The 12,549-nt window shown below is 60.2% G+C and carries 9 protein-coding genes; 6 read left to right on the forward strand and 3 right to left on the reverse strand.

Annotated features, from left to right (window positions below; genetic code table 11):
* Positions 1 to 79 precede the first annotated feature (79 nt).
* From ACM6JQ_RS02210 to ACM6JQ_RS02225, 4 genes are all read left to right on the forward strand, one after another.
* A complete protein-coding gene (locus ACM6JQ_RS02210) occupies positions 80 to 1,441 on the forward strand; it encodes an HD domain-containing phosphohydrolase (protein WP_007916752.1) in 1,362 nt (453 codons plus the stop codon).
* A 66-nt stretch (positions 1,442 to 1,507) separates the two neighbouring features.
* Positions 1,508 to 1,942, forward strand: a complete 435-nt coding sequence (locus ACM6JQ_RS02215; protein ID WP_007916750.1) for an NUDIX hydrolase — start codon at positions 1,508 to 1,510, stop codon at positions 1,940 to 1,942.
* Positions 1,943 to 1,965: 23 nt separating this feature from the next.
* On the forward strand, positions 1,966 to 2,604 hold the full coding sequence (locus ACM6JQ_RS02220; protein ID WP_007916748.1) for a LysE family translocator: 639 nt from the start codon (positions 1,966 to 1,968) through the stop codon (positions 2,602 to 2,604).
* Positions 2,605 to 2,606: 2 nt separating this feature from the next.
* Positions 2,607 to 3,104 (forward strand): GNAT family N-acetyltransferase, encoded by a 498-nt coding sequence (locus ACM6JQ_RS02225; RefSeq protein ID WP_007916741.1) that lies wholly within the window; start codon positions 2,607 to 2,609, stop codon positions 3,102 to 3,104.
* Between the two features lie 110 nt (positions 3,105 to 3,214).
* On the opposite strand, the gene metR is transcribed toward ACM6JQ_RS02225, so the two are convergent.
* Both metR and ACM6JQ_RS02235 read right to left on the reverse strand, forming a co-directional pair.
* On the reverse strand, positions 3,215 to 4,132 hold the full coding sequence (metR, locus tag ACM6JQ_RS02230) for a transcriptional regulator MetR (protein ID WP_007916739.1): 918 nt from the start codon (positions 4,130 to 4,132) through the stop codon (positions 3,215 to 3,217).
* Positions 4,133 to 4,366: 234 nt separating this feature from the next.
* Positions 4,367 to 9,922 carry a dermonecrotic toxin domain-containing protein gene (locus ACM6JQ_RS02235; protein ID WP_414893154.1) on the reverse strand — a complete coding sequence of 1,852 codons (5,556 nt, stop codon included), beginning with the start codon at positions 9,920 to 9,922 and terminating at the stop codon, positions 4,367 to 4,369.
* Positions 9,923 to 10,140: 218 nt separating this feature from the next.
* Between ACM6JQ_RS02235 and ACM6JQ_RS02240 the strand changes: the two genes are divergently transcribed.
* Entirely contained in the window at positions 10,141 to 11,175 is a 1,035-nt protein-coding gene (locus ACM6JQ_RS02240; RefSeq protein WP_007916736.1) for an alpha/beta fold hydrolase, read from the forward strand.
* A gap of 163 nt (positions 11,176 to 11,338) precedes the next feature.
* Positions 11,339 to 12,004, forward strand: coding sequence for a DsbA family oxidoreductase (locus ACM6JQ_RS02245; protein ID WP_414893155.1), 666 nt, complete (start codon positions 11,339 to 11,341; stop codon positions 12,002 to 12,004).
* A 196-nt stretch (positions 12,005 to 12,200) separates the two neighbouring features.
* Here the strand turns inward: ACM6JQ_RS02245 and ACM6JQ_RS02250 are convergent, their stop codons facing one another.
* Complete coding sequence (locus ACM6JQ_RS02250; RefSeq protein ID WP_414893156.1) at positions 12,201 to 12,539, reverse strand: GlpM family protein; 339 nt, start codon at positions 12,537 to 12,539, stop codon at positions 12,201 to 12,203.
* Positions 12,540 to 12,549 lie beyond the last annotated feature (10 nt).

A 12,549-nucleotide genomic window follows, 5' to 3' on the forward strand; every position in this document is an offset into this window, starting at 1 on the left:
CTAGCCTTGGACTCAGGCGCGGACCGGCGCAGTGTTGGCTCGGTGCGTCGTAATTTCCCTGTTTGCTTGAGGCCATGCCATGGAAGAGCCATCCGCGCCGATGCCGGCGCATCGACCCACTGTGCTGCTGGTCGACGACGAGGAGTCGATCCTCAATAGTCTGCGTCGCCTGTTGCGCGGCCAACCCTACGATCTGCTGTTGGCCACCAGCGGCGCCCAGGCGCTGGAGCTTCTCGCGCAGCAGCCGGTAAATCTGGTGATGAGCGATGCGCGCATGCCGGGCATGGATGGAGCTTCGTTACTGGCGCATGTCCGTGAGCGTTATCCGGCGACTGCGCGGATCATGCTCACCGGCTACGCCGATCCGGCGGCGATCATCAAAGCCATCAATGACGGGCAGATTCACCGTTACATCAGCAAGCCGTGGAATGACGAGGAGCTGCTGCTGATTCTGCGCCAGTCCCTCGAACACCAGCATTCCGAGCAGGAGCGCCAGCGTCTGGAACGCTTGAACCGGGTGCAGAACGACCAGTTGAAACTGCTCAACAGCACCCTGGAAAAGCATGTCGCGGCGCGCACCGCCGAACTGCAGCAGACCGCCGACATGCTTGATCTGGCGTACGAAGAGCTCAAGCACAGCTACGTCACCGGCACTGAAGTGTTCTCGCTGCTGGCCAATCTGCGCTTGCCACCTGCCAAGCAGACCAACCGGCAGATCATCGAACTGGTGCGCAGCTACTGCAAACAGCACGGGCTGGACGAGGCCACCAGCCGCGATCTGACCATGGCTGCGGCGCTGTACAACATTGGCAAACTGAGCTGGACCGACGCGATGATGACCACGCCCTCGGATCTGCTGCGCCATACCGAACGCGAGCGCTATCGCAGTTATCCGAAGCAGAGCGAATCGTTGCTCATGACCCTGGATCCGATGAAGGATGCGGCGCGTCTGATCCTGCATCATCAGGAGCGCTGGGACGGCAGCGGTTTTCCCGACCGGCTCAAGGGCGAGGGCATTCCGTTCGGTTCACGCTTGCTGAAACTGGCGGTGGATTTCGTCGAGTTGCAGCGCGGTCTGATCCTTGAGCGGCAGATGAACAGCGATGAAGCGCTGCTGTACCTGCGCCAGTACGCCGGACGTTTGTACGATCCCGATCTGGTCGAAGACTTCATTCAGGTGTGCGCGGCGTTCCTCAGCGACGTGACGCTGGCCGATCCGTCGGTCAAGGTGCTGTCTACTCGGGATCTGGCGGCGGGGATGATTCTGGCGCGCAATCTGAATGCCGATAACGGCATGCTGCTGCTCAACGCCGGCAAGGTGCTCAGCGCGCTGCTGGTGGAAAAGCTGATTGCGTTCGAAGCCATGGAGGGCGGCAAGTACACGATTTTCGTCAAGGTGCCGGAGGAGGTTGAAGCCACGCTCAAGGCTCAGGGTGAGTGATTTACGGGGTGACCTCAGCGGCGCTCGCATGGGATCCTCGGGGTTTTTCACGCTGGTGGCTGCCCCATGACTTCTGTATCCCTTGTTTCTGCAAACCTGATTCGTATAGCCGCCGCGCTGTTGCTCAATCCCGAAGGCCAGACCCTGCTGGTGCGCAAGCGTGGCACCACGGCATTCATGCAACCGGGCGGCAAGATCGAGGCGCATGAGTTGCCGGTGCACGCGCTGGCCCGCGAGCTGGAAGAAGAGTTGGGGCTGCAGATCGATCCTGCGCAGGCCAGGTTTCTCGGCCAGTTCTCGGCGCCTGCAGCCAACGAGCCGGGGTGTGTCGTTCAGGCCGAGATCTTCCAACTGACCATCGACGCTGAAGTCACGCCGGCCGCAGAAATCGAAGAAGTGATCTGGGTCGATCCGACCACTGATCCTGCTGTCGTTCTGGCGCCATTGACACGCGACCTGATCCTGCCGTTTTATCGCAACTCGCTGAGCGCAATCGCCTGATCATCCACGCAAAGGACTTTGCCATGATCCCGCTGCAAGACCTGCTGATTTTTGCCGCCGCTGCCCTGCTGATGGTGCTGACGCCGGGGCCGAACATGATCTACCTGATCTCGCGTTCGATCTGTCAGGGACGCAAGGCCGGGGTGACGTCGTTGCTCGGCGTGGTGGCGGGGTTCTTTGTGCATCTGTTTGCGGCGGCGGCCGGTTTGACCGCTGTGTTTCTTGCGGTGCCGATGGCCTACGAAGTGCTGAAATGGGCCGGCGCGCTGTACCTGCTGTGGCTGGCCTGGCAAGCGGTGAAGCCTGGCGCACGCTCGCCGTTCCAAGCGCAGCAATTGCCGGCGGACTCGTCGCGCAAGCTGATCACCATGGGCTTTCTCACCAGCGCGCTGAACCCGAAAATCGCCGTGTTCTATCTCTCGGTATTTCCGCAGTTCATCACCCCTGAACACGGCTCGGTGTTCACCCAAAGCATCATTCTCGGCCTGACCCAGATCAGCGTCAGTTTCTGCGTCAATCTGCTGATCGCGCTGTTCGCGGCGGGCATCGCTTCGTGGTTTGTGCGTAACCCGACGTGGCTGGCGCTGCAGCGTTATTTCATGGGCTTCGTCCTCGGCGGTCTCGCTGTGCGGCTGATGCTTGAGCAGCGCAGGACGCCGTGAGCATGTGGATCGAACGGCTGGACGCCAGTCATGCCCTGGCTTACCGCGAACTGATGCTCGAAGCCTATGACCGCCATCCGCAGGCTTTTACCTCAAGCGTGCGCGAACGCGCGGTGATGCCATTGAGCTGGTGGGAAGGGCGCCTGACCAGCAAGCTCGATGTGGTTCTCGGTGCCTTCGATGGGGGCACGCTCGCCGGCATCGTTGGCCTGGCCTTCGAACCGCGCGAGAAGGCGCGGCATAAAGCGACCCTGTTCGGCATGTACGTTTCAGCGGATTTTCGCCAGCGCGGCCTGGGCCATGAACTGGTGCAGGCGGCCATTGCCGAAGCGCAAAACCACCCGGCGCTGAAACTGCTTCAGCTCACCGTGACCGCCGGCAATGACGCGGCATTCAAGCTCTATCAGCGCTGCGGCTTCATCCAGTTCGGCCTCGAACCACTGGCGGTGCGGGTGGGCGAGGACTATTTCGACAAGATCCATATGTGGCGTCAACTCTGATATTCCACTGATCCCTGTGGGAGCGAGCCTGCTCGCGAAGGCAATCTGACAGTCACTATTTGTGTGTCTGATACATCGCTTTCGCGAGCAGGCTCGCTCCCACAAGTGACTCAGCGCACGGCGCTGACACCGTCGAGAGTCGAGAACGACGTGTCTTTCGCCGTCAGCAGAAAATCACGCATGTACGGCGCATCGAGCATGTCGGTACGAATCGCCGCGTACAACGTCGCGAACAAGCCTTTTTCCCCCAGCCGTTTGCCCTTCACGTAACCGCGCGAGCTGTATTCATGCAACGCCCAGTGCGGCATGCCGCAGACGCCACGGCCGCTGGCAACCAGTTGCATCATCATCACTGTCAGCTCTGAAGTGCGCACTTGGGCTGGCTCGATGTCGGCCGGTTCCAGGAAGCGCGTGAAGATGTCGAGGCGGTCGCGTTCCACCGGGTAGGTGATCAGCGTTTCCGTCAGCAAGTCTTCGGGGACGATGTACGGTTTGCTCGCCAGCGCATGCTGATTGGCCACGGCGAGCATGGCTTCGTAGGTGAACAGTGGCACATAAGTGATCCCGGCGATTTCCAGTGGATCGGACGTCACTACCAGATCCAGATCGCCACGGGCCAGCGCCGGCAATGGAGCGAAAGCGAAACCCGAGGCGAGGTCGAGTTCGACTTCCGGCCAGGCATCGCGGAACTGGTCGATGGTCGGCATCAGCCACTGAAAGCAGCTGTGGCATTCGATGGCCATATGCAAACGCCCGGCGGTGCCACCGGCCAGCCGACCGATATCCCGTTCAGCGGCGCGTAACAGCGGCAGGGTCGCATCGGCCAGTTGCAGCAGGCGCAAACCGGCACTGGTGAAGCGCACCGGTTTGGTCTTGCGCACGAAAAGAGCCATGCCCAAGCGCTCCTCAAGCTCCTTGAACTGGTGCGACAGCGCTGACTGCGTCAGGTGCAAACGGTCGGCGGCATCGACCAGACTGTCGGCTTCGCGCAAGGCATGCAGGGTTTTCAGGTGGCGGATTTCAAGCACCGATGGCTCCATGAGGAAAACTTGTGATTAACGCAAAGAGGGTGAGTTTGTCTCAAGTTGAGAGCGCTGTCGACGATTACACCTTTTTACGCGTGCAGTCTCGAAGTCGCCTGCCATTCCCTGATCGTTTCAACGGCTCAACGTGGGTTCCGTCGTCGAACCATTGGCTGCGCGAACACCTCTCCGCGCTACTGTCAGATCTGACAGTAGCGACGGGCGGTAGCACGTGTGGATTCAAATCCCTTCGAAATGCTGCAAAACAATCGACTGTGCGGTGATTCTGGAATCGAGCAGGGTCGGGTCGTCAGCGTGAGTCAGGTGGCGATGCGCTGGCAGTTTCAGATGAGCCCTTTCGAATTTGCGCAAAGGTCGGGTCGCCGAGCGGTAATGGAAATGTGCGTACCAGAGCAGTTGCTCAGGTTCGCGCGTGATGTTCCAGATCTCATATTCCTGCAGGTAGTCGGGTTGCCCCTGATGGTCGGTGATGCGCCGGATCGCAAGGGGTCTGCGGATCACTACGGCGTTCTGTCCGATGAGGTCATCAAGCATACCGTCGGTGGGCTTCTGACTGGTCAGTGAGTATTGGGTGCGCAGGGCACGACCTTCGACGATCAGCTCAGCGGCCTGATCGCGCAATTGCTGAATGATCGGCTGCTCTGCTGACTTGGCGGCGATGCGATTGGCGCGGGTATTGAGCTCGCCTGCCTGGCTGGTCATCATGTGTTCCAGGTTGACAGGGAGCATGTCCCGGTCGGCGTTGCTCTGCACTTTGGCGCGGTAAGCTGCCACGTTATCCAGACGCTGCTGTGCTTCGGTGAGCAGTTTGGCCAGACTTAACGCGGCGGGCGAACGGGTTGCGATGTTTTGTGGATTGGTCAGGCGTAATCTGCCATCGGCGCCTTGTTCCCAGATCTCTTCATGGCCACCAGGCCCGGTACTTTTATATTGTCGGGTCTGGGTCGCACTGTCCCATTGCTCGACGCCATGGCGCAGTTGATTGTCTTCCGTGATGAACACACGCTGTTGCGGTTGTCCTGCAACGCTTGGCCCGGGCGGCTTGTTGATCCCGGCGCGCGCCCGATCGGCCAGTCGGTCAACGCCTTCAAGCAATGGCTCGACCACTTCCAGATGAAAGAATTGCGGATAGCTGGCGGTCCAGGCGGCCATCTCGCGACGGTACTCGACACAGACGTCGACGCACTCCTGAAGAATCCGGTTACGTTGGGCGACCGTGCCAAGAATGTTCGGCAGGTCGTACTGGCTGTACAGGACACGGTCGATGTTATTTCGAAGTGGCTCCGCCAGTTCCAGCAGATAGAGCCACGACGCATCATCGGGGCTGCCGGCTTTCTTGACGATCTCAAGGCGTTGAGAGGTTTTCAGGTACAGCAGGGATGTATCGCTGTGCAGAACGTTGATGTTGTCGACGAGTGCGGACATCTTCGGCCGGTCTTTGGCAAGCATACGTTCATACCATTGATTGACCTGCTCCTTGAACCCTTCCATATGGTCGAGCTTTTTCACGATCTCGACACGCAAGACACGTATCTCTTCCATGATTTCCAGGCGCCGGGCCAGTGTGCCGTCTGGCAGAGCATCGCGTACCTGCTTGAGCTCCTTGATCTTCAGTGTCATGGCGTGAACATTGTGCGATGCGTGAACTGCGCGCCGCCGATAGCGATCGGTCAATAACCATGCGGTCTTGCTTTGCATATCGGCGACTTCCCTGCGCTTTCTGCGATGGGCCACCTCAGTCAGCTCGGTCAACGTCTGGTAACGCTGTTGGGCTAATTGGATATCGCCGACGCAGGCGGCTTCGACCGCCGGCCACATGGCGGGGCGTTCCGCTACCGAGGCGGCGCGGTAGGCGTTCAGTACCAGGTCGCTTTTTGCACCTCGGGCCTGCAGTTGATCAGCCAGTTCGTCAGCGGCGGCGGTCAGTTGATGGTGACGGCGAAAGTTTCGATCCACCAGCCAGCGCGGCAGGCGCTGCCGAATCGCCGGTGGCCAGTAAGCATCCAGCGTATCGGCGACACGCCCGGCAATATTGCCGCCACCGGCCAAGCCGCTTTCAAGGGGCTCCCCGTAGACGCCGAACCAGGTGTCCCATTGCCCGTTTTCATCCAGTGCGATCGGCTGCTTGTAAGTTTTTCGCGAGTTACCGGACAGACGCCAGCTGCGCGAATCCCGGCTCAGCTCCACTGGGTAGAGGCGACCCTGACGTTCAATGAAATCACCGTCGGCATGCCGGTAGATCCCGCGGTAGAGGCCATGGCTGGCGGGTTCTGTGCCTGTCAGGGAAATCGGCTTTTCGTATTCGTAATCCTTGAAGCGCGCCAGCACATGCCGGGCGTGACGCTGCGTTTTGATCTGCAATGCCGCCACGTTGCGGACCACCGCGTGAAGTTGGCGCGCCCGAGTCAACGCGCGGGTCGTGCGCGAGAGAGTCGAGGCGGCTGCTTCGCCCGGGAGCAAATCCATGAAAGCGTCGACCAACGACAGCAACATCGACTCGATTTCCACCAGACCGTCAGCCACGTCGCCACGCAGAAATGCAGCGACGGCCTGATTGGCAGCGGTCCAGGCCTGATAAAGCGCCAGCACACTGCCGACGAAGGGCACCATCCCCAGCGCCATTTTTATGTAGTTGAAAGCGCGCGGACCTTTCAGGGCATAGCGCTCGAAGAACAGTTCATCGTTGGAGCGCGACGTGCCGCGATGGGCTTCGATCAACCGGCCCATGTGAGCATCGAGCAGGTGCGCTGCCAGCGAGGTACTTGCCGGCCAGCGCACGCCCACTTCAATAATGGCGTCGAAGTTTTTTTCCACGGCCTGGCCGATACGGCTGATATGAGCCCTGACGTTGCCTTGCAACGTCCTGCCCGCCAGATACTCGATCCACTTGTCACTCCCGCACAACCGGAACAACCCTTTGCGCGCCGCTTCAAGATTGTCGTAGCGGCGGAAAAACTGCCCGTCCTGGCTGTCTGGCAGATACAGCAAAGTGACGCCGCTGATCTGTTCTTCGATCAGGCTGACGCCGGACAGGGTTACCGGCCCTTCGCCGGGGGTATCCTTGCCGCCCGCTTTCAGAGCGACCGGCAGCAGGACCAGGCGCTTGCCGTTGGCTTGCCACGCGTCTACGGTGCTGGCATCGATGGCGATGTTCAGCAAGGCGGACTCATCACGGCTGAGATGTTTTTGCAGGCGGGCAGTCTCGCTTTGTATTTTGAGCATCAGCCGCCATGGCTCGATCAGGCTTTCCCGGCGATGCTGTTTGACGAAGAGCGACTCGCTGCTTGCGCCTCTGAATGCTTCATTGATCTTCTGTTCATACGCCTTGGGCAGATCCAGTTCCGGCAGCACCTTGCGCAGATACCTCAGGTTGATGCCGTTGAGCAGGCGGGAGCGATCCTTTTTATGCGTCGCGGTGACCTCCAGACGCAGGAAGACCAGACGTTGCGACAGCGAGTCATTGAGCACTGATTGCACGTTATCGATATTCAGCTGGGCCAGGTCCTCAAGTGACATTTTGCTGCGGGACTTGCCAGGGACAATGACGGTGGTTTTGCGAATGCCACCGGGCCCTGCCTCAGGAACCTGTTCGGTGGTGGTCGAGTCGGGCAACTCGACTTGTATGGAAAAATGGCCTTCAAGGGAAAAATCCTTGCGCAGTCGGGCGTACAGGTGTCGGCGGGTGAAGTCGTCACGCGGTTCCAGCGCGAGCGTCATAAGGGCGTGGCTTGTGCGCATCGCTGCGATATACGCCTCGATGTTGTGTTTCAGCCCGTTACGCTCATTCTCGTTGAGTCTGGTCAACCAGCCTGGCCGATGGCCGGCGAGGGTGGCGGTGCGTTCCTGCTCTTGCAGGTGAGCAAAGGCCAGGCTTCGGGCGTCGTGCAGCGGAACCTGCACAGTGGCGAGACAGCCTTGGCGCAGAATTTCCAGGGCGTCCGCCTGCTCGGGCTGACCGCGCAGAAGGGTGGCTTTTGAATCGAAGTCGGTTATCAGCTCATTGAGGCAGTGATGCAGCGGGTCTGTGGTGAGCGGGCTCAGTTGCAGGGTCAGATCGCTGGCGTGGTCCGCAATCCTGAACACCTCGCGCTCCAGTGTCTGGCGATCAGCAAAGCGCTGCAGGCCCCCGCCGGTGCCTGGCCAGTAGAGCAGCAGACTGGACGTCGATGCTCGGTCCGTGAGCATCGCCTGGCGTCCGATCACCAGCACGCCTTTGAGCCGTTCACTCTGCGTCGTACGAATCTCGTCCTTGGTTTCGGTCAGTGACAAGGTCAGGCTCGCTGCCGTGATGTCCGGGTCGCGTTCGGCGGCAACAGGGTTGTCCAGCACGGCTTTGAGCAGATCGTGATCGGCGCTGTCGAGTTGGCCCAACGCCGCTTGCAGATTGCCTTCGGCATACAAGCCATCCCGGTGCGCCTGACGCAGGGCTGTGAGCGCCGTGTTGAAAGTGCTGACGTCGAGCGGATTGTCGCGGTACAGCAGGGATGAGGCGGCGGTCTCGCCGGCTTGCTCAGCGGTTTCCAGCGTTTTGAGGGCTTCCTTGCATTGCCGATAGCGAGCACCGTCGCCATCGTTGCTCTGCAAGCGTTCAAGCGCATCGCGTTCGCGTTTGAGCGCTGCTTGTCGCACGGCCAGTGGAATGCCGGCCGACAGGCTGCCGAACAGCGATTCGTCCTCCATCTCGCTATCACTGCCGGGCGTGAGCGGTTTTGGCGGGGCCGCCACAATGATCGCGCTGCTGCGTTGATGATCGATCAGGTCGACATGTATCAGTGATCGCGCGCCGTGCTCTTTGATCCCGGGAGTGTCTTTGTTGGTATTGCTCAACGCATCGAGTTGCGCGTGGTGTCGACCTGCGAACAGATCGCTTGCCCCGGTGACCATCGGGTCGAGCGCTGCGCTGTAGTCAACGCGCAGTATTTCCTTGGGCAGTCCCGTGGGGATCGGTATCTGACGGGGCAGCCACGTCTGCATTGCTGCGCGTGTATTGAAGGCCTGGATCGATGTGGCGTTGCAGGGCAGATAAAGCAATGGTGCCGCTGTGGACACATCGCCGACGCTGACGACCCATGCACCGGGGAGTTTGACCTTGCTGTCGTTGCTCAGCACCAGCGCCAGTTTTTCCGTATGAATGGGCTGACCATCGATCGTCAGCGCGTCAGCACCTGAATCAATGATCAGTTGCAGCGTTTTGAGTTGCGCTGCGGTAATCGTCTGATGAGCGAGAGCCATGTGCGCAGTGGCTTCGAAATGCGCACGGTAAAGCTGCGTGGCTCGGGTACGGCGCGACACAGGCGTGCGCGGCGCTCGCGCGTCCCAGAACTGTGCCCAGCGAGTCTCGTGACTTTTGCGTGGGTCGAGGGCTTTGAGTTTTTCCAGGAGTTGCAGGGGCTTCAAGGCATACAACGGATGATCTGCGCCGATACCGGTGAGGTCACAGCGCTGATCCAGGTCGGTTTCCAGCGTCGGCTGTTGAACGACAAAGGCACAGGCATCGGTGAGGCTGACGATATGTTCCGGCTGGTCATCGGTGGCAGCAAAGCGCAGTCCGGTTTTTTCGCCATCCAGTTGCAGTTGTTGGCGCAGCAGTTCATTGACGCTGTCGCGCAGGGCCGGGCTGGCGGCAAACAAGTCGCGCAAACCCTCACTGCTGGTGCGCCAGCGTTGGTTGGCCTGCAGCAGCAGACTGTGATCAATCGTTTTCGGCAGGTGCTCGACGGTCTCTGGCAACGGTGACGGTGCGGGGAGCTCATCCAGAATAAGGCGATCGGGCATGGTGGCGTGACTCGCATTGGCGGGGCGGGGAATCCGTCCCTGAGCGGGTCATTCAAGAGAAATCGCGCAAGGCGATGGCGGTACATAGATATTCTTTGCGACCAGCGTCCATGACCGCTCGGCACTCTTCATCAAACTGTCATGGAAGTGTGGCAGCGCGCTTGAACAAACTTCATCAGACTCGCGCTCTACTGGGGTTCTGCGTTTCGGTGTTTTTCATGGTTAAGGCTTTTTTATCGGTCGCGGCTGTTTTGGTCGCGATTTTTTTCGGACCGTCGTCCTGGGCGGCGGCGCGTTGCGACGTCAATGTGCCGACAGAGCACGTTGATCTGCAGCAGGTGAGCCTGGCTTACCAGAGCATTGGTCGCGCGTCGGATCCGGCGTTGTTGCTGGTCATGGGCCTGGGCGGACAGTTGATCCACTGGCCGGACGAAGTGGTGGTCGCGCTGTGTCAGCAGGGCTTTCGGGTGATTCGCTATGACAACCGCGACGTCGGTCTGTCGACCTGGCGTCAGGCGCCGGCCGAAGCCAACCTGACCTTTGAAGTACTGCGCTACAAGCTCGGTCTGCCGGTGTCGGCGCCCTACAGTTTGACCGACATGGCTGACGATGCGCTGGGCTTGATGGACGCGCTGCACGTTGAGCAATTCCACGTGCTGGGCGCGAGCATGGGCGGGATGATTGCCCAGCACATGGCGGCAATGGCCCCGCAGCGGGTCGAGAGCCTGACCTTGATCATGACCACTTCGGGCGCCGAAGGATTGCCGGCACCGAGTGCCGCGCTGGTTCAGTTGTTGTCGCGTCGCGGCGCACCGAATCGTCAGGTGGCACTGGAGCAACAGGCTGATTTGCTGGCGGCACTGGGTAGCCCGGCGGTCGCGGATGACCGGCAGGCCTTGCTGCATCAGGCTGCGCTGTCGTATGACCGTGCGTTCAACCCCGAGGGCGTGAAGCGGCAGATCATGGCGATCCTTGCCGAGCCGAGCCGGGTGGCATTGCTCAATCAATTGCGGGTGCCGACGCTGGTGGTGCATGGCACGGCGGATCCGCTGTTGCCGGTGATGCACGGGGTTCATCTGGCGGCACATATTCGCGGCAGTCAGTTGAAGCTCATTCCGGGGCTGGCGCATCGTTTTCAGGAGGCGTTCAAGGCGCCGTTGCTGGCGGCGGTGCTGCCGTATTTGCAGGCGCATCGTGAAGACACCTCGCACTGGGCGCAGATTGAACCGGTGGTGGGCGCGAATCTGCTCTAAACAAAAGTGGGCGGTGTTGGTATGGCCCCTTCGCGACCTCATTTGGAATGCGTATCCCTGTGGGAGCGAGCCTGCTCGCGAAGGGGCCGTTACGGTCACCACAAAATCCGGAGCAGGTGTATCGTGCAAACTTTCCCGCACGATTTCCCCTGCGAGGTGTTTGATGAATTCCGCTCTGAAAATCGACTTTGTCAGCGACGTGTCCTGCCCTTGGTGCGTCGTCGGTTTGTATGGCCTGTTACAGGCACTGGAAATTCTGCGCAACGAAGTGCAGGCCGAGATCCGATTTCAGCCATTCGAACTGAATCCGAAAATGGCCGCCGACGGGCAGAACATTGCCGAGCACATTCAAGAGAAATACGGCTCGACCCCGGAGCAATCGCAGAAGAATCGCGAAGCCATTCGCGCCCGTGGCGCCGAGCTGGGGTTTGCCTTTCGCACTGATGGCAACAGCCGCATCTACAACACCTTCGATGCGCATCGCCTGTTGCACTGGGCCGGTCTTGAAGGTGTGCAGTTGGCCTTGAAAGAGGCACTGTTCAAGGCCTATTTCAGCGATGGCGGCAATCCGTCCGATCACCGGCAACTGGTGCAGATTGCTGAAAGTGTCGGGCTGGATCGTCAGCGAGCCGAGGCTGTACTGGCGTCGGACGAGTTTGCCGATGAGGTGCGTGAAGAAGAGCAGTTGTGGCTGCAGCGCGGGGTGAGTTCGGTGCCGACCGTGGTGTTCAACGGGCAGTACGCGGTGACGGGTGGACAGCCGGTGGAGACGTTTGTTGGCGCGATCCGGCAGATCATGGCGGAGTCCAAGGGCGGGACGGTCAGCTGATATCGGTAGGAGCCAAAAGCCCCTCACCCTAACCCTCTCCCGGAGGGAGAGGGGACTGACCGCGTTGTATTTGGCTATCCGCCGACCTGATGCATTGAGTCGATTATGGATTCGGTACTGCACTTTCACGTCGGCGGAGATCTTCAATATTCAGCGGTCGGCCCCCTCTCCCTCTGGGAGAGGGCTGGGGTGAGGGTCAGCTGTGCAACCGAACCCAGACCGTCACCAACACCGTAGCAGCCATCAACCACGCCACCGCCGCCACGGCCAACGAAGCCTCCAGCCGCAGCCGGTCCACCATCACATACAAGGTCGCCAGATAGATGAAGTACGGAATGATCGACCACATGCCGAACACGATCGTGGTCTTCAGATCTTCAATCGAACGCCCCTTGCCGACGATGTAATGCGCAATCAATGCAAACGTCGGAAACAGCGGCACCAGCCCGGCGATGTAGTAGTTTTTGGTCTTCGACAGCGCGGCGATGATCAGCACCACCGCCGCACCCAGCAAGGCTTTGAAAAAAAGATCCACATCGTTCTCG

The organism is Pseudomonas sp. IT-232MI5 (assembly GCF_949767845.1).
Taxonomy (GTDB): Bacteria; Pseudomonadota; Gammaproteobacteria; order Pseudomonadales; family Pseudomonadaceae; genus Aquipseudomonas.

Bases quoted from the DNA above. Each gene is read 5' to 3' on its own strand.
- ACM6JQ_RS02210 (WP_007916752.1), top strand. From the start codon at position 80: ATGGAAGAGCCATCCGCGCCGATGCCGGCGCATCGACCCACTGTGCTG.
- ACM6JQ_RS02245 (WP_414893155.1), top strand. From the start codon at position 11,339: ATGAATTCCGCTCTGAAAATCGACTTTGTCAGCGACGTGTCCTGCCCT.
- ACM6JQ_RS02240 (WP_007916736.1), top strand. From the start codon at position 10,141: ATGGTTAAGGCTTTTTTATCGGTCGCGGCTGTTTTGGTCGCGATTTTT.
- ACM6JQ_RS02225 (WP_007916741.1), top strand. From the start codon at position 2,607: ATGTGGATCGAACGGCTGGACGCCAGTCATGCCCTGGCTTACCGCGAA.
- ACM6JQ_RS02235 (WP_414893154.1), bottom strand. From the start codon at position 9,922: ATGCCCGATCGCCTTATTCTGGATGAGCTCCCCGCACCGTCACCGTTG.
- ACM6JQ_RS02220 (WP_007916748.1), top strand. From the start codon at position 1,966: ATGATCCCGCTGCAAGACCTGCTGATTTTTGCCGCCGCTGCCCTGCTG.
- ACM6JQ_RS02215 (WP_007916750.1), top strand. From the start codon at position 1,508: ATGACTTCTGTATCCCTTGTTTCTGCAAACCTGATTCGTATAGCCGCC.